Source organism: Mucilaginibacter sp. P4_C11 (assembly GCF_056402115.1).
The window spans coordinates 30795-49572 of the sequence record NZ_JBFUIA010000044.1 but is presented as its reverse complement, the minus strand read 5'-3'; the positions used below and the strand labels follow the sequence as shown (position 1 = coordinate 49572).

Annotated in this window: 10 protein-coding genes; 4 read left to right on the top strand and 6 right to left on the bottom strand. The window is 44.0% G+C overall.

What is annotated here, in order from left to right:
* From AC1DU2_RS27665 to AC1DU2_RS27650, 4 genes are all read left to right on the top strand, one after another.
* A partial coding sequence (locus AC1DU2_RS27665; RefSeq protein WP_477388526.1) for a VCBS repeat-containing protein occupies positions 1-3242 on the top strand: 3242 nt, incomplete at its 5' end.
* On the top strand, positions 3242-4585 hold the full coding sequence (locus AC1DU2_RS27660) for a vanadium-dependent haloperoxidase (protein WP_477388524.1): 1344 nt from the start codon (positions 3242-3244) through the stop codon (positions 4583-4585). The genes AC1DU2_RS27665 and AC1DU2_RS27660, both read left to right, overlap by 1 nt.
* A gap of 45 nt (positions 4586-4630) precedes the next feature.
* On the top strand, positions 4631-6796 hold the full coding sequence (locus AC1DU2_RS27655) for a glycoside hydrolase family 3 N-terminal domain-containing protein (protein WP_477388522.1): 2166 nt from the start codon (positions 4631-4633) through the stop codon (positions 6794-6796).
* A 60-nt stretch (positions 6797-6856) separates the two neighbouring features.
* The gene (locus AC1DU2_RS27650) at positions 6857-7642 is read left to right on the top strand and encodes a mechanosensitive ion channel family protein (RefSeq protein WP_477360901.1); all 786 of its coding nucleotides are present in this window, start codon (positions 6857-6859) and stop codon (positions 7640-7642) included.
* 1 nt (position 7643) lies between these two features.
* Here the strand turns inward: AC1DU2_RS27650 and AC1DU2_RS27645 are convergent, their stop codons facing one another.
* From AC1DU2_RS27645 to AC1DU2_RS27620, 6 genes are all read right to left on the bottom strand, one after another.
* Positions 7644-8006, bottom strand: a complete 363-nt coding sequence (locus AC1DU2_RS27645; protein WP_477388520.1) for a phage holin family protein — start codon at positions 8004-8006, stop codon at positions 7644-7646.
* 106 nt (positions 8007-8112) lie between these two features.
* Positions 8113-11214, bottom strand: coding sequence for a DUF5107 domain-containing protein (locus AC1DU2_RS27640; RefSeq protein ID WP_477388518.1), 3102 nt, complete (start codon positions 11212-11214; stop codon positions 8113-8115).
* A 10-nt stretch (positions 11215-11224) separates the two neighbouring features.
* Positions 11225-14215, bottom strand: a complete 2991-nt coding sequence (locus tag AC1DU2_RS27635) for a glycoside hydrolase domain-containing protein (protein WP_477388516.1) — start codon at positions 14213-14215, stop codon at positions 11225-11227.
* 478 nt (positions 14216-14693) lie between these two features.
* The gene (locus tag AC1DU2_RS27630) at positions 14694-15737 is read right to left on the bottom strand and encodes a c-type cytochrome (protein ID WP_477388514.1); all 1044 of its coding nucleotides are present in this window, start codon (positions 15735-15737) and stop codon (positions 14694-14696) included.
* Positions 15737-17173, bottom strand: a complete 1437-nt coding sequence (locus AC1DU2_RS27625) for an aryl-sulfate sulfotransferase (protein WP_477388512.1) — start codon at positions 17171-17173, stop codon at positions 15737-15739. The genes AC1DU2_RS27630 and AC1DU2_RS27625 overlap by 1 nt, the downstream gene beginning before the upstream one ends.
* Before the next feature lie 71 nt (positions 17174-17244).
* Positions 17245-18762, bottom strand: a complete 1518-nt coding sequence (locus AC1DU2_RS27620) for a RagB/SusD family nutrient uptake outer membrane protein (RefSeq protein WP_477388510.1) — start codon at positions 18760-18762, stop codon at positions 17245-17247.
* Positions 18763-18778: the final 16 nt, after the last annotated feature.

The following is an 18778-nucleotide window of genomic DNA, read 5'->3' as shown; positions in this document are numbered from 1 at the left end:
TTACTTCCCTTCCCTCCTATGCCCAGCAGCCTTTATTCAAGTTATTGAATAGCAAGGAAACCAATATCAAATTCAGCAATGATATCAACGAGACCGAATCGCTCAATGTGTTATCATACGAGTATTTTTATAATGGCGGTGGCGTAGCAGTTGGCGACATCAACAATGATGGTTTGGCCGACCTGATGTTTACCGGGAATATGAAGCCGAACAAGCTTTACCTGAACATGGGGCACATGAAGTTTAAGGACATAACCGACAGCGCGAGCCCTGATTTGGGCGGAAGACCGGATTCCTGGAAAACCAGTGTTACCATGGCCGATGTTAATGGCGACGGATTACTGGATATTTATGTATGCTACTCGGGCAAAACTGATAATGCAACCAGGAGCAACCAGTTATTTATAAACCAGGGCAATAACAAATTTAAAGAAGAAGCGAAAGAATACGGCTTAGCCGACCCGGGATATAGTACCCAGGCCGTGTTTTTTGACTATGATAATGATGGCGACCTGGATATGTTCCTGCTGAACCACAACATTAAAAAGATTGACAACATGGAACTGGCCCGTTATAAAGATCAAACTGATGATCTGGCCAGCAACAAACTATTCCGCAATGATAACGGGCACTTTACCGATGTATCAAAAGCGGCCGGGATAGTACAAAATCCGCTCACCTTTGGGTTGGGTGTGGCCATAGCCGATATTAACAAGGATGGATGGCAGGATATTTATGTAACCAACGATTACAACGAACCGGATTACATTTACATTAATAACCACAACGGAACTTTTGCCGAAAAATCAAAAGAGATGCTAAGGCACATGTCGCACTTTTCGATGGGTGTTGATATTGCCGATTTTAACAATGACGGCCTGCCCGACATTATGACCCTTGATATGTTGCCCGAGGATAACCACAGGCAAAAATCACTTCAACTGGAAGAAAACTACGAGTCTTTTGCGCTGATGCAAAACCAGGGACTTTACAAACAATATATGCGCAATATGCTGCAGCTAAACAATGGCGATGGCACATTTAGCGAAATAGCCCAACTGGCCGGCGTATCAAACACCGACTGGAGCTGGTGCCCTCTTATTGCCGATTTTGATAATGATGGATATAAAGACATTTTTATCACCAATGGATATCTGAGGGATTACACCAATAAAGACTTTTTACGTTACTGGGGCGATTACAAGATAAAAAAAGCAATGGCTGCCGAACCATTCCGCCTGATGGACCTGGTGATGGCCATGCCTTCAACCGCCGTGCCCGATTATATTTTCAAAAACAATCATGACCTTACCTTCACCAATAAACAGGTAGAATGGGGCATTAACCAGCAAAACATATCAAGCGGCGCTGTATACGCCGACCTGGATAATGATGGCGACCTTGACCTGGTGGTAAACAATATCAACCAGCCGGCATCTATCTACCAAAACAACAGTCGCGAGACAAATAATACATCTTACGTTGCCATTAAATTAAAAGGTACAGGTAAAAACACCAATGCCATAGGCGCAAAAGTAAGCGTGTATAACGGCAAAAATATCCAATACCAGGAGGTTAACCCAAACCGCGGATACCTGTCAAGTGTATCAACCACGCTGAATTTTGGCTTAGGAGAGCTGAAGAAAGTTGATTCTATCCGGGTTACCTGGCCAGATAATTCCACGCAGTTATTAAAGGATGTTAGTACCAATCAGTTGCTCACCATTAAATATGATCCAAGCGGAAAACTTTCGGGGCAAACTGCCGATGTAAAGAAGGCCATATTTAAGCACGCCGAGCCTGTTATTGATTTTAAACCTGAAGAAATTACGCTGAACGATTTTAAACGCCAGTTATTGATGCTGTTCATGTACTCCAAAACAGCGCCGGTAATTACCAAAGCCGATGTAAATGGCGATGGCCTGGAAGATTTATTTGTAAGCGGCGAAAAAGACAGTCCTGGCAAAATATACCTTCAACAGGCAGGCGGCAAGTATTTGGCTAAAGATATAATTAGGGGTGGTACAGATAATATCGGCACAACAGCGGCGGCTGCTTTTTTTGACGCCAATGGCGATGGTAAAGTCGATTTGTACATTGCAAAAGGCGGCTATTCGTTATATGAACCCAACACTGCCGATTTACAGGACGAACTTTATATAAACGAAGGTAATGGCCGGTTTGTGCTATCGCCTACCGCCCTGCCGGTTTTGAATACCAACAGTAAATCGGTAGTAAAAGCCTGTGATTTTGATGGCGACGGCGATCTTGATCTGTTTATAGGTGGCCGGGTAATACCGGGCCAATATCCTATGGCACCACAAAGCTATTTGCTGGTTAACGATGGCAATGGTAAGTTTACTACCGCCGTTGCACCATTTAATAAAATTGGCATGGTAACAGACGCGGAATGGATAGACCTGAATAACGATGGCCGCAAAGACCTTGTTTTATGCGGCGAATTTATGCCGGTTACCATTTTTATCAACGCTAAAGAAGGCTTTACCGATAAAACCGCTGATTATTTTAATACCCCGCAAAAAGGATTCTGGAATAAAATTGCCTTTGCCGATGTAAACGGTGACGGCAAACCAGATCTGATTGCCGGTAACTTAGGCCTAAACACCCAAATTAAAGCCACAGATAAAGAGCCTGCCGAAATGTATTTTACCGATGTTGACGGCAATGGCTCTATCGATCCGTTTTTTAATTTTTATATCCAGGGTATAAGCTACCCCTTTGTGAGCCGCGATGAGTTAAATGAGCAGATTTATCCCATGCGTCGCAAGTTTAACTCGTACAAAATGTATGCGGATGCTACTATTAATGAGGTTTTTAGCGCCGATAACATGGCCAAAGCCGGCAAATTGAGCATTAATAATATGCAGACAACGTTGTACCTCAATATTAATGGCAAATTCACGGCAGCGCCATTACCAACAGAGGCACAGTTTGCCCCTGCAAGCCAGATCCTGGCAGGCGATTTTGACCACGATGGACATACCGATATCCTTTTATTAGGTAACCACTCAGACAACCGTTTAAAGATTGGCAGTATTGATGCAAATTATGGCTGCCTGTTAAAAGGTGATGGCAAAGGCGGTTTTACATATGTGAATCAGCCAGCATCAGGACTTTCGGTTATGGGCGATGTAAAATCGGCAGTGGAGGTCAGCATCAACAATACATTATATTTACTGATAGGCGTAAGCGACGGGCCGCTTCAATTTTATAAAGAATAATGAATTACTTAAAAAAATCGCTCCTGGTATTTTGCGCGTTGATTGCACAGCAATGCTACGCGCAAAATACCAGTAATAATTACCCCGATTATTTGCAGCCAGACCATGCAGTAAACGCAGTAACCATGGTGATGGTACATGATGTAGTTGGCCCTCCTGTTGCCGCACGTTATTACGCTTACGTGATGCTGGGTGCCTATAATATTGTAGCTGCCAACAATAAAAACATTCCCGAACTGCAAAAATTCATCAAAGATTACAGGGCCAACAGTACCCTGGATACTATCCGCTTAAAATACGACTATAAAATTGCCGCTTTTTACAGCATCCTGGAAACTGCCAAACTGCTGCTGCCATCCGGATTTATGATGACTGATGACCAGGATGCCTTTGTGCAGCTGCTGAAAAAGACAAATACAGATTCAACCATCATTCAAAACTCCATTAAAGTAGCAAAGTTGGCCTCCGCGGCCGCTGTCGCGTTTTCAAAAACAGACCATTACAGCCAGTTGAGTGCACTAAAGAGATATACCCCTATAAAAGACGAAAGTAAATGGTACCCCACCCCGCCGGGATACTTTGAAGCCCTGGAACCCAACTGGAAGACCATCCGCACAATGGTGATAGATTCGGCCAATCAATACAAGCCCGCTCCGTTAGTCCCTTTCAGTAAAGATACAACGTCGGCATTTTATAAACAGGTAAAGGCGGTTTACGATGTATCAAAACACCTTTCGACGGAGCAAATTAACATTGCCCTGTTTTGGGATTGTAACCCATTTGCCATCACCACATCAGGCCATATGGCTATTGGTTATAAAAAGATCAGTCCGGGTGGGCATTGGATGCATGTAACTGGCTTGGTAACCCGCCAGGCCGGGCTTGATTTTGACCACTCTATCGAGGTAACAACTTTAGTGGGCGTTACGCTGATGGATGCCTTCATCAGCTGTTGGGAAGAAAAATTCACCAGTAACCGAATCCGCCCCGAAACTTTTATTAACCGGTATATGGATGTTAAATGGCAACCCGTTTTACAAACCCCGCCTTTCCCGGAGTATACCAGCGGACACGCTGTTATCTCCAATGCATCGGCCGAAATGCTAACCTATTTGCTGGGCGATAATTTTGCCTATACCGACAATACCGAAATTCCTTTTGGCAGCGGCCAGCGCAATTTCAAGTCCTTCCGCCAGGCAGCAGCCGAAGCGTCCATGTCGCGTTTTTATGGCGGCATCCACTATATGCAAAGTATAGAAAATGGCAACGCGCAAGGCAAGAAAGTTGGTAGCGCCGTCATCACCAAAATAAAAAAAGCTGGTATATTGCCGCTTGTTAAATAAAACTCATCTATCTGCCTTCGAATGAAATATATTACACATATCATCATGAAAAAGAGCGCCGCCTGTTTATCAGGTTGCGCATTAATACTATCGTCGTTATCTGCCATGGCGCAAAACACGCCTGTTTATAAAGATGCTTCGCAATCGATTGATACCAGGATAAAGGATTTGATATCTAAATTAACGTTAGAAGAGAAGGTATCCTTATTGGGCTACAGGAGCAAAGCTGTACCCCGTTTAAACATCCCCGCTTACAACTGGTGGAACGAAGGTTTACACGGCGTAGCACGCGCAGGTGATGCTACCATATTTCCGCAGGCTATTGGTATGGCGGCAACGTTTAATGAAAAACTGGTAGATTCTGTTGCCGATGCAATCTCGACTGAGGCGAGGGCAAAATACAACGTATCTACAGCACYGGGGCGCCGTTTGCAGTATATGGGCCTTACCTTTTGGACACCCAACATCAACATCTTTCGCGATCCAAGATGGGGACGCGGGCAGGAAACCTATGGCGAAGACCCGTTTTTAACGGCGCACATAGGATCGGCATTTGTACACGGGATGCAGGGAAAAGACAGCCGTTACCTGAAAGCAGCGGCTACTGCCAAACATTTTGCAGCGCATAGCGGCCCCGAAGCTACCCGCGATTCCTTTGATGCTATTGTTGATGAAAAGGACATGCGCGAAACCTACCTGTATGCGTTCCATGCGCTGGTAAACTCAGGGGTAGAATCTGTGATGACAGCTTACAATAGTATTAACGGCGTACCAAACTCCGTTAATAAAAACCTGGTAACCGATATTTTAAGGACGGAATGGGGCTTTAAAGGGCACGTGGTAACAGATTGTGGTGCCCTTGACGATGTTTTTTTAACGCATAAAACCATCCCGACGGCTGTGGAGACCGCCGCCGCGGGTATAAAGGCAGGCATCGACCTGGATTGTTCGTCGGTTTTCCAGGGTGACCTGGTGAAGGCTGTACAACAAAAACTACTTACAGAAAAAGAAGTTGATGTAGCCCTGTCCCGTATCCTGAAAACCCAGTTTAAATTGGGCTTTTTTGACGAAGGTGGCGCCGCGCCTTTTAAAAACTACGGTGCTGATAGTATTCACAACGAGGCTCATATTGCACTTGCCCGTAAGGTTGCCCAACAAAGCATGGTATTGCTAAAAAACGATAATAATGTATTGCCATTTAAACAAGGGCAATATACCAGCTTTATGGTTTTGGGTCCCAATGCAGCCGCTTTAGATGCGATGGTTGGCAGTTACCATGGTGTAAGCAGCAAAGTAGTAAACTTTGTAGAGGGTATTACCGGCAATGTAGACAAAGGCACCCGTGTAGAATATGACCTGGGCTGCGATTACCGGGACACCACCCATTTTGGCGGTATCTGGGGTGCCGGCAATGCCGATGTAACCATCGCTGTAATAGGTTTATCACCTGTATTGGAAGGCGAAGCCGGGGATGCTTTCCTGGCCGAATCTGGCGGCGACAAAAAGACGCTGAGCCTGCCCGCAAGCGAAATAGCCTTTATGAGAGAATTACGCAAGGGTGTAAAGAAACCTATCATAGCTGTAATAACTGCCGGCAGCGATGTAGACGTGGCCGCTATAGCACCGTATGCCGATGCCATCATATACGCCTGGTATCCTGGTGAGCAGGGCGGTAACGCATTGGCAGATATTATTTTTGGAAAGATAAGCCCGTCGGGGCATCTGCCGCTTACCTTTTATAATTCGGTTAAGGATTTACCCGAGTATACCAGCTATAGCATGAAAGGCCGTACCTACCGTTATTTTGGTGGTGCTGTGCAATATCCATTTGGTTTCGGCTTGAGTTATACTTCGTTTAACTATGAGTCCGCTTCTGCTCCGGCTAAGCAATATGCTGCAAAGGATACCATCAGTGTGACTGTTAAAGTAAAAAACACAGGTAATATGGATGCCGACGAAGTAGTACAGGCTTACATTAAATACCCGGCCATTGACAGGATGCCGGTTAAGGAACTAAAAGGCTTTAAACGGGTAAGTGTTGGCAAAGGAAAAGAGCAATTGGTAACCATAAAAATACCGGTTAAAGAGTTACAGAAATGGGACATCCAAAAGCACGGATGGAAACTATATCCAGGTGATTATAAACTAATTATGGGCAGTAACTCGGCCGACGAAAAGCTGAGTTCCAGCTTTAAGCTTACAGGCAAATAGGCAAAACTGAAACAAACTAGGGCTCCTGAGGTTAAATAGTTATAACAATAGGTTATAATTATGAAGATTGAGAAGCTATATGATCATGTGTACGATTGGATAATTAAATACGGCCCCGGCTTTATTGTTGGTTTGTTGGTATTATTGGTGGGGCTTTGGCTCATTAACCTGTTTGTAAAATGGTCGCACTCGGGGATGCACAGAAAAAATGTCGATCCCTCTGTAAAACCCTTCCTGCTAAGCCTGATTGCAGTTGCGTTAAGAATATTGCTGGTATTGGGTGTAATGCAGATAATAGGCATCCAGATGACCTTGTTTGCAGCCCTTATTGGTGCCTTTGGCGTAGCTGCCGGGCTGGCATTATCGGGCACCTTGCAAAACTTTGCCAGCGGCGTACTCATCTTGCTGCTAAAACCTTTTGTGGTTGGCGATAACATTATTGCCCAGGGCCAGGAAGGTACGGTAATATCGATCCAGATTTTTTACACCGTAATAACTACTTATGATAACCGGACAGTGATAGTGCCTAACAGCAAACTGTCAAACGAGGTGATCATCAATATCAGTCGTGAAGGTACGCGCCGGTTAGACCTGGAATTAAAAATGCCAAACAACATCGATATCAAAGAGGTAAAATCTGTTATAGATGAAGCTATCAACAAAACCGAAAGCATTTTACCAAAGCCCGAGCGGCGGATTGGCGTGGGCACCATAGAGGCCGATGGTTACCGGATTAATGTAAACCTGTGGGTAAATGCACACGGTTTCCAGGATACCAAACTGGCCATACAGGAAACAATTTTGCAAAGCATTAAAGATGCAGGCATCAAAATACCCGGCATGTAAGCTAATTGTCGTTTGTGAGGTTATTTTTACGCTTAAATATCCTTTGAATCAAAACGCGAATCAGTACATTCTCTATCGTGATTTTAAACAAGCGGCTAAGGAGTGATAAAAACAAGTAAAGCAGTGCTACACAGCCGAAACCGGCCCAGTTTGAGCCTAAGAAATCGCCAAGAAAAAAGGCAATTGTTAGCGTAACGAAAACAAATGCGACCATGAACACGGTAACCATAGCCACATCTGTGATAATAGCCGATATAATGCTTGTACGCTGTTCAATTGCTTGATATTTAAGCAGCTTATAGCGGGTTTCAAAATATTGCTTTATTTGTTTTACAATAGGTTGATAGGTATCGTTTGTTTCCATAAGCAGGTATAGATTTACTTAAGAAACAGAATACAATAAAAATGGTTTAATAAATTAATTAAAAAGAAACTAATTTATTAAACCAAAAACCAGGTAAAAAAACATTTTAAATCAACTCTTTAAGTATCCGTATCCCGGCATCGCTTATTGTTGTTTGCTGATAGCTTTTGTTTTCAAAAACGGCATTAACCCACTGCAATACTTTATCATCGGGATATTGTTTAATCTCGGTATTCAGCCAGTTGGCAGCAGCGCCCCTATCTTGTAGTTTTTCAATCGCCCAGGCCGTAACCAAATCGTTCGCCGGTAAAAAGTTACTTACCGTATTCTCAATTTTGGGTTTAAAGGCGATGATCTTTTGTAGGGATTTGTTGGCTTCATCAATATCCCCTTTTTTAAGATAGCATTGATAGTTCATCCAATCCTCCAGGCGTTCATCCACGTTTTCGGCATATGGTTTGCCTACGCCAAGGTTTGCAGGCCATTTTTTTGCCTCGTTGATAAAAATTATTGCACCGTTATAATTTTTTAATTTTATTTTTTGGGCCGCCTGCATCAGCTCTGTTTCGCGATATAATTCTCGGCCAATAGTTGCACCTTCAAAAGGCAGAATGTTAATACGGGCTAATAATTTACCACATTGGTTATAGCGCTTATTAAGTAACAATGTTTTAGCATATAAAATTCCGATGATGTAATTATCCTGGTGAGCTTTATAAAAAGGCTCCACGGTAGCCAAAGCATCGGCATATTGATTATGATTTACATAATACTCGCCAAGCAATTTATTATAACGCCAGCCTTTGTCCAGTTTTATCGCCATTTTTAAATCGACAATATCGCTCGCTCCCAGCTGCATGGCCGCCCGGGCAGCATAAAATGGCGCAAAATCTGGCTGGTTATCGCATTGGGCAAATAGTTTTTTGCTCTCCGCTATCCGGTTACGGTCTTTATACAATAGCGCCAGGAAATACTTAGGTTTCCAGCTGCTGTTTTGCTGCACCACCCATTGTAATACCTCTTCATCGCTATTGCGGAACGGAAACACAAAGGCTGCGCTTAACGCATTGGCTTTGGTTAGCAATTGTGTATAGCGTTTTCCCTGTTGGTGCGCCAAATAGGCCAGCTTATATACAACCAAGGCGTTAACCGGCGATAACTGCAAAACCTGCTCACTTTCGTTAACACAGCCGTTTTTATCATAACTATCCGCAAGCTCTAAATAACTTTCAATAGGTTGCTCGTTCCGGATCATGGAGCCGAAGGCGGTTTTATTTGCTTCCGTTGGATTTAGCAAATGCTTTTCAAACGCGGCGAAATGGCTAAGTGGTTCAAAAGTCAATATCGTTGCTAATACATCTGCGGCCTTTTTATCACTCTTTAACAGCCGGTAAGCAATGGCCTGCACCTGTAATGCTCCTATATCGTACCTGTTAAAATCCAGCGCTTTTGAAGCAAATTCCAGGGCCTTTTCGTAATTCTTTTCTTTAAGATACAAACTGCCTAAAGCCGAATAAGCAGCGTTTCTGTATTCTACCGATAGCGACGCAATATCAAAGCCATCTTTGGCGTCAACCAAGTTTCCGAATTGAGTATTGATAACGCCATAATAATAATTGGCCGCTCCATCGTTGGTGTTGATGCTCAAAGCGGTTTTAACATAGGTTAGGGCGTCGGCATAACGCATGTTATGATACATCAATACAGCACTTTGCACAAGTGCGGGCAGGTAATATGGATCTTTGCTTAATGCTTCTGTTAGCTTTATTTCTGCCTCAGGGTACATTTTTTGATCCATTAATTCTTTACCCTGGGTGTACAGGCCGTAGGCGCTGTTCCAGTCGAAACCGGTTGGCAAATCAAGCGGACGGCTTAAATTATTGGCATCGGGCCTGGCATCATAAATAAGCTTATTGCCGCCTATGGTTACTATTACATCTTTGGCATCCGCCTTGATAGAATCAGCGAAGATTTGCAGCGGATTGAGGGTTAATTTTTTACTGTAGATAACCTGCCCGCCCTGTTTTACTTCGAGCACATCATCTGTTTTTTGTACCGGGTTAAAGTATAATTTGAGCCAGCCATCAGCCGCCTTCACATTTAAAGCCCCGTAGTTGTTAGCTTTTACAAAGCCTTTGGTTTTCATAACCGGGTACCAATACTCCGTCCAGGTATCTGATGCGCCGGGTGCAAAGCTTTTGTGTTTAAATGGTGTAAAAGTACTTTTAGGCGATGTTTGGTTAAACAACCTGCCCGATTGAATTTCGGAATATTGTCCGTCGTTATCAGTCAGCAATTTTTCCCAAATCATACCCTGGTCTGATAGTCCCCAGATCCAGATCTTTTTGCCGGCTTTATCTTCGTGGCCGCCGTAACGTGCCATGCCGAAATCGTCATCGTGCCAATAGGCTCCAAAAAAATCGGTGTACTTGCCAAATACGTGGTATGATTTGTAGCCGCCAAAATTGTTGTTTTCGTAAAACGATATATCCCTCCCGTTTTGTTTATTTATCGGCCAGTCGCTATACTCTCCCTGGTGGCCCAGGTAATTGGTGCCCGGAAAAATATATTGCAGGTTGCCTTTTGTTTTTATCCCGGTGTTCATCCAATGGTAATATGGCTGCTCAATCGGCGTTGAATTATACCAGAACGATTTGGTGGTAAAGTATGCCTTATCTCTAGGCAGGTTAACCTCCATTGTCCAGGTGGTGCAGGTGAGCAGGTCAAGTACACTGATGATGCAGCTTACACTGCCGTCGGCGTTTTTACGGGTAAGGTAATCAACCGGGGTTACTGAATTTGGGGTATGACCGATGATGCCGTAATTTGGTTCGATACCGCCGCTTGTCCAGGGGCCACGCATGGCAATATCCCTGAATTTGATCACATGGTTTTCATAAACAATAGGCTTACCAGTCGATTTTTCGATAGCCGACCATATCTTTCCCCCTATCTGCGGCATTATGGTAAGCCTAATGTACTGGTTTTCCAGCTCCACTATCTTCCATTCTTTTGATACCGGTTTATCCGTAAATCCGTCGTAACGGAAATACGGGTAAACGTTGGTAAAGTTGGGGATTGGGTTAGGATCAGAGAAAGGATAGCTGATAATTGTTTTGTTATACTCCTTTACACTTGCCTCCTGCTGGGCAAAAGCCCTCCCTGTGCCTATGCAAAAGCATAAGGCCATCAACCATTGTTTCTTCATCAGCTTAGCTTTATTTAATGATCAATAACCAGCCTTTTCCTTTTTCAACCGGAATCCTGTCATTCAAACCAAATGTTTTAGCCGGCTGAAAACTTTTGATTTCCGGTGCGGTGATTGTGGCTTTAGCAGGGTCGATGCCCAGTTTTTTCCAGTCGATAGTCAATTTAAAATCAGTATCGGCATGTTCCCAACTGGCTATAGATACCATTGCTGCGCCCGCTTTTTTGTAAACAGTTGCCAGTACTTTGGCTTTATCTGTTTTTACCGGGTTATCATCAACCCAGTAACCAATCATTTTGGTGCCCTTCATACCAAAGTTATCCCAGGCTTTCCATATCGGCCTGGGATCGGCGCCATCGCTCCAGGGCATGCGGTTAGTCATCCCATACACCATGCCCCGCCATTTATTACCACCGCCTTGTAACATTTCGCCCATTAAACCAAATGGGATACCGCTTACCTCGGTCAGGAAAAAATCGGGGTCGTTCTTCTCGTAATCAAAATATTCGCCAAACCACAGGCGGTTCAGGTATGGAAAATGCTCCATGTACAGATTGGCGCTGTTATTAAAACCATCACTTTTATTGTATTGATTGGCCGAGTGAAGATCAATTATACCGGGGTGCCCGTCTTTAGTAAGTACGCGTTTAACACGTTTCATGGTTACACGGTCAAAGGCCACATCGTCTAAATAAATACCATCGATGCCTACGTTTTGGGTAAGCCAGTTCATGCCTTCTACATAATAGTTATGCCAGCGGTTCATGCCGCTGTTAATAATGGCAGCGTCTTTAATTTCGGGAACAAACCAGGCGGCAATGTAATCATCGCCAACGTGTTCCTGCAGCCAGCTGAAGCCGCCACCTTTACCGGGCGAATAAATTTCGTGCCCAAGGCTACGGAGCGCGAAGGTTTCATAAGCATGGTTGGATAGTTCGCGTATGGTGTTGTAAATTTTCACTTTTAACCCAGCCGTATGAGCCGAATCATCGTAAGCCTTCATTTTATGCCAGGCGATAAACGGGTAGTTGATGGTTGGGTTGATAGCCGTAGCATGGTGAATGTTTATTAAGCTTGCACCTGCTGCCTTAATGGTATCAATAGGTTTGTAAGCATGATAAAACCTGGTGGCCCACTGAAAATCGGTATTAATGGTATGGAAAGGGGTAATAAGTAAGGTAAAGTTGTAGTACAGCTCCTCTCCTTTTTTCAAATTCCGTTCGCCGCTGTAGTTATTTACCAGCACCGCTTTACCATCAAAGGCAATTTTGATACCGCCTTTATTTTCATTGCCCCATGATGATGGCAGGATCAATGGTTTTTGCAGGTAGAAATTGGTATTAAGCGGACGAACATATTTTTCATCGCGCAGCGAATATTGCAAACCACCGTTTACGTTTCCAACCCAGGCGCCATCCTGATTTTTATGGGCCACATCCCATTTCCACTCAAAATTTTCAGGACGATCTCCGCCTTTTTGGCCAAGGCCCATCATGTATTTGGCAAAGTCCATTTTAAGGGGGATATGCATATTTATCTCCTTTAAACTTACATCCTGCAAAGCCTTCACCTTTACTGTATAGGCCATAAAGCCGTCAAACTCCAGCGATGCGGATACATCCATTTGCAGGCTATCATTTGCGTTTACCGCTGTCCACTGTACTGTACCTGCTTCTTTTTTACTGAATTGCACGCCCTGGCTTTTCAGGTTAATTTTTTTGCCGTCGGCGTTTATAAAATGAAAGTGAATGCCTTCGGTGAGCAGGTTGTTTGGCGTGGCGGCGTATTCCGTCATTTCGGGCGTAAAGTAAGTTTGTACCTGTTTAGGGAAACCATCTTTATTTACTTCCACCTTTCTGCCCAGCAGGCTAATGGTATTGCCATCAACTGCTAATGGCGTATACGGTGCAATTACTGTATTCTCCTGTGCCATGGTTGAATTTAACCAACCCAGGCGGGTCATTTTATAAGGCTCATTTACGCCGCCATCTTTTAATATTTTGCTGTTTACTTTTATAGATATCGTAATCACTTTAGCAGCTTTCCCATCAGCCACGATAGTAGCTTTACCTGTATAAATCGACGGTAAAGCCGAAACGGGCACATCAACACCGCACCATAAAGCCTGGATATCACCCTGTGATACATTTACGGTTTTGGTTAGCGGTTTAGCGTCATAAGTGGTGCCGCCTGTATTAATACAAAACAACGCCGATGCGGGGATGGTTTTGCCTGCCGGCGAAGTAAGGTTACTGAATGTAACCTTCACATTTTCGATGTTCTGCAAGGCGTAAACACCCAACTGAAAGGCAAAGTTTTCGCCCCGGGCAGCTACACCCGTATATTTGTTTTGCGGCCCAAGTTCTATCCATCGTTGTGGCAAATCTTTGGTCATACGGATGGCGTTTAACCTGTCTTCCGGAAAAACCAGGAAGGCCTCTTTGTTATTTTTGCCGATCAAAGCATCAGTCTCTGCTTTGGTGGCAATAACTTCCATCGGGTAAAAGGTATTGAAAGCATCTATGGATTGAAAAGCCTTAACCGTAGCCCCGGTAACAGCGTCATAAGTGGAGGCCTTTTGCATCCACTCATTCGACGCTGTTTTTTCGGGCTTCAAATAAACTCCCCTTGGATAGTTAGATCGGCCTTCATTTTTGTAGGGCATGTAATAAACATAATAAGTACCCGTTCCCGAAGTTGGTTCAAATGTTATTTTACCTTTTTCCCGGGTGATATCGTTTACGTATACATTGGTTATTTTTTTGTTTGTTTTTGCATCAACCAAAATAATACGCTTATCCTGCGGGTTGGCATCACGTCTTCTCCAGGGAATATCTGCAACCGCTATTGCCGCCGGCGAACCGGTATATGATAATACTACCCGGTGATTTCCTAATGAATCGGGCAGCCAGCATTTCTCGCAATTGGTATAAGGTATTTTTTGTGCCGAAGCCGTAAAACCACCTAGCAGAAAAATGATGGCGAAAAGTTGTTTTTTCATGGTTTAAATTTAGTCAGTACTTTTAATATAATATCAGGTAGTCAATCCAATTTATTCATCGCAATTGGGTTAAAACCCGGTGCTTTTAATTTTTTTAATTCCCTCCTACGGGAAGTAAGCGTTTGGTGATGCGCCCAGTGGCAGGGAGGGGTTATGTGAGCGATATTTACCATGCCGATTGAACGCTTGATTTGACCGCTACCTCCTCTTACCCCGATGTTATTAAGTTAAGCAATTGACGGGATGCTCCGGAGGAGCAAAAGCTTTGTAACATAAATGAATTAACGTTTTTGCGTGCCAGAGGTACGCCTCCTAACGTTCCGTACCTCTGGCACGGAAGCTCATCTTGATTTTTTTGCTACAAAGCTTTCCCCCCGCTGGGGGAGAAAATCCTTAACTTGATAACTTCGCTCCTTCCCTCATTGAAGGAACCCCACAAATCCCCATCTCTATTTCCTTAAAAACCCCTCGCCCAATATTAAATAACCGGCGTAATACCCTTACCTTCCCAGTAATCAATAATTGGCTTATAGGGCCCGTACTTATGTTGTTGTTCTGAAAAAGGATCTTTAAACGGCCCTTTATCATAATCAATTGCTTTCTCTTCGTGGTTAGGATAATCCTCCTCTTTTGTTGTTTTGGCAGCGGGCCGTTGATGTTTTTTATCATCATTTACATAAGCTGCTATATCCAGTGCTTCGGCGTCTGTTAAAAACGTAGTGCCGGGCGTGGTTTTATCATAAGGCATGTTGGCCTTTAACCATTGCGCCAGTTTAACTACACGGTGCATGCTCGAGCCCGGGCGATATGCCAGCAGTCCCCATACTGGCGGGTATTGGTATGCTACGTTATCGAAAGCCATTTTGCCCTCGCCGTTTTTTGCGTGGCAACGTTCGCAATGCTGCGCGTATAGCTTCTCGCCATGATCAGATGATGCCGCTACATCGGGCAGTTCAACCGTCATGTTTTTTAGTCCTTTGGTGCGGGCATCAACGTGCGATGAATCGCTCAGGAATTTTAAATAGGCCATTATTGATACCATCTCCCTGCTATCCAGCGGCAAAGGCCTGCCCAGGTTTGGCCGCATTACGCAGTTGTTAATCCGCTCGGCCAGCGATAAAATGCGGCCCTCCCTTGCACGGTACTGCGGATAATCTTTAAACGACCTTACCAAATTAAAAGCATAAGGGCGTGTGCCTGCATCCCGGTGGCAATTGGTACAATTCATTTTATTACCGGTATAATGGCCATTAACACCATTAGGGCCAATGTAATACGCGGTGTGCAACATCAACTGCCTGCCATACTTCACCGCATCGCCATATTTGCCATGTGGTATTTTTGCAGTATCAATACTTACCAGGCTATCGGATGCTGTTGTCACAGAGTCTGTAGTGCCTGCTGGTGTACCGCCATTTGCGTTGCAGGACGAAAATAATTGTACGCTATTTGCCAAAACAAAAATGGCAAACAAGGTTACTACATATTGATATTTTTTATTCAATTTAATATACTTAATCATCACCAGGATATACTTAATGGTTTTAAATACGGATCGAGCTGTTTGTATTTGATAAAGCCGGCGCGATAAGTTGGTACCGATGTTTCCATAGTCCACTGCAAAACGCCTTTGTTGTTGGTTAATACAATGATGTGCCTTTTTGAGCAGCACACCAACGTGGTGGTATCATTTACCAGGTATGCACTGCCCATCCTGCCGTTAAAAATTTGTTTAGGTAGCTGGAAGTGCGTATCAATCTTCGAGGTTTTATTTTTTTCGTCAATCTTCATCGCAAACACGCCCGACTGGTGTTTTTCTACCCCGTTGTCAAAAAACATCAGTTCGCCTTTGGCATTGATGTGGGCAGCGTGTGCCTGGGTAAAATTACATTCGGCGGGCATGGCAATATCGCCGCCTTTGCCAAATTTATAAATCACTTTGCCTGTTTTGGCGTCAATCTTCCATATCTGGCCGTTGTTGTAAAACGACATGAGGTAATTGCCGTCTATGTCGTAATTCAGGCTGTTGGCGTGCATCCAGTCTTTTTTGGTTTTCAGCAGTTTTTTATCTTTCAGCGGATCGAGCACATCAAACACGCTCCATTTATAAAGCTGTTTGCCTTTGGTATCCATCACCATAATACCATCGCCATTAACGGTATCTTTTTTGGCACCGCCAATGCCGGTTAAATCCATAATCTTTTGATCCACAAAAAGGGTGACTATCTGCCCTTTATCATTTTTCAAAATTTCGTGGTGTATGGTTTGCTTAAAATCGCCCTGGCCCTTTTTAAGGTATAATAAGGTATCGCCCAGCAGGTTAATTTCCAATATCTCGCTGCCGTAGCTGGTGGGCTCGTCATTACGGCCTAAAATAGAAAGTAACGTATTATCTTTTGTAAAATTAATCACCTTAAAGCCAACCCTATCTATCATGTGGTACCACCTGATGTTTCCCCACGAATCAACCAAATAGGCTATGCCGGGTGCGTAGCGTTTATTGATGAGCATCAGGCCATCTTTAAACTCAGCAGGCAGTGTCGTTTTTTCGGCGGTTTTTGCTTTAAACTGATCCTTTAGAAAAAGCGGTAACTGGTGCGATTTAAAATCGTAAGTTTTACTTACTTTTTCGACCCCATTTTGCAGGGTTACGATGTTATAAAAGTATTTGGTATCGGGGGCGATATTGGTAAGTACAAACGAATGTTTAGTATTAGCTTTTGATACCGGAGTATAAAACCCGATACTTTTAGGCACATCGGCCCAGTATTTTACGCGTATACCGGCAGCTTTTGAAGTTGTTACATCAACCTGGATCTTTAACTCGTTGTTATTATGCACGCCAACATTTACCTGCTCAATAATTTGCCCGTTACCGCACCCGGTAAAAACGGCAGTACCTATCAGCATGGCCATCATTAGCCAACATCCTGCAAAAAACCTGTCTTTTATACTCATCGTACTAAATAAATGAAGAATATACGGCTTTTTAAACCGTATATTCTTTTAAGCTGATAATACCCGGGCTTTTATTGCTGCCTGCCCGAGTTGTTCAAATTAGGGTTAATAGTAACCTGGTTAAGCGGATACGGGAAATACTGATCGCGCGGTAATTGCACGGTTTGTGTTTGACCGGTACGTTTCAGGTATGCATTTACAACCACATCATATTTGCCAAAGCGCATTAAATCGGCCCTGCGTTTGCCTTCATAATAAAGCTCCCAGCCACGTTCCTGCAAAAGGGCGTCGCGGAAGGTAGCCTGGGTAAGCGAGGCGGCAACCAATTGCTTGGCGTGCGAACGCGCTTTAACCTGGTTTACCAGGCCAACGGCCTCAGTTGTAGGCCCGCCTAATTCATTCAATGCCTCTGCCCTGCTTAATAACACATCGGCGTAGCGTAAAATATCAACACTGTGGCCATCATAATAGGTATTTGCGCCATTCGGGTCGGCATATTTCATGGTAGCAACATCCGGCATGTATAAAACGCCCGCGGGAGGTGTAGCACCCAAAGTTGGCGGTTCTTTGTGGGTTAATCCATCAACGCCTTCGTATTGTGTAAAGAACATTTTCTTACGGTCGTCTTCATCGCCATAGCTGTTATAAAAATCCCAGGTTACGGCGTAGTACTGCCACCTGTCGGTAAGTACCGGGTGGTTAAGCGGGCCAAAGTGGTTTAATAATTCGGTACCGTTAACATTGGCATCGCTCAACACCGAAAATATGTTTTCTGAACACCATTTGTTATCTTCCTTAAACAAACCCGAATAGCTGGGATACAACTGGTATATGTTTAAATCCATTACCTGTTTGGCCAGGTCGGCAGCTTTTTGCCATTGTTTTTCGCGCAGGTATAGCTTGGCCAATAATGTCATGGCGGCACCTTTGGTAGCACGGCCAACATCATTGGTTGAGTAATATTTATTGCCGGCATAATTTGCAGGCAAAGTGCTTATGGCAGCCTGCAAATCTGCTATCAGCAGCGCATCAATAGTGGCAACAGGCGTAACCGGTGGCTGGCTGGTATATTTAGGATTGGCAACATCTTTCTCGGTAACCAAAACCACAGGCCCCCAGGCATCGGTAAGGTCAAGGTAAGCAACCGCCCGTAAAAACTTAATCTCGGACAGAAACTGGCTTTTAGCATCGTCGCTGATGGTAGTCATTGCCGAAAGATTGTAGATGGCGTTGTTGGCATCGGCAACAAGTTTATAAATCTGTTTCCAATCTTCGGCTAACAAACCGTTTGCCGAGTTCCATTGAACAAGCGAAAGCTGACCAGGGTCGCCGCTGTAGCTACAGTGGCCTACATCGGTTGTTAAATCCGTCAGGGCAAAGTGCCTTACTGTCCAATAGTCAAAGTTATCGCCAACAGCCGGGCCTTTTAAACGTGCGTAAACAGCGTTTACAGCCGCTACCGCATCAGATTGGGTGCGGAACGCATTGGTACTGGTTAAGCTGCTATATACCTTAGGGTCGAGGTTTTTATTGCAGGAGAACTGCAAACAAACCGCCGCTATGATTAGGGAAATACTATATTTTTTCATTTGCTTTAATTTTATG

What these genes read in the sequence shown, in the direction of transcription:
- AC1DU2_RS27620 (WP_477388510.1), bottom strand. Translation starts at nt 18,762, where the DNA reads ATGAAAAAATATAGTATTTCCCTAATCATAGCGGCGGTTTGTTTGCAG.
- AC1DU2_RS27650 (WP_477360901.1), top strand. Translation starts at nt 6,857, where the DNA reads ATGAAGATTGAGAAGCTATATGATCATGTGTACGATTGGATAATTAAA.
- AC1DU2_RS27645 (WP_477388520.1), bottom strand. Translation starts at nt 8,006, where the DNA reads ATGGAAACAAACGATACCTATCAACCTATTGTAAAACAAATAAAGCAA.
- AC1DU2_RS27640 (WP_477388518.1), bottom strand. Translation starts at nt 11,214, where the DNA reads ATGAAGAAACAATGGTTGATGGCCTTATGCTTTTGCATAGGCACAGGG.
- AC1DU2_RS27625 (WP_477388512.1), bottom strand. Translation starts at nt 17,173, where the DNA reads ATGAGTATAAAAGACAGGTTTTTTGCAGGATGTTGGCTAATGATGGCC.
- AC1DU2_RS27635 (WP_477388516.1), bottom strand. Translation starts at nt 14,215, where the DNA reads ATGAAAAAACAACTTTTCGCCATCATTTTTCTGCTAGGTGGTTTTACG.
- AC1DU2_RS27660 (WP_477388524.1), top strand. Translation starts at nt 3,242, where the DNA reads ATGAATTACTTAAAAAAATCGCTCCTGGTATTTTGCGCGTTGATTGCA.
- AC1DU2_RS27630 (WP_477388514.1), bottom strand. Translation starts at nt 15,737, where the DNA reads ATGATTAAGTATATTAAATTGAATAAAAAATATCAATATGTAGTAACC.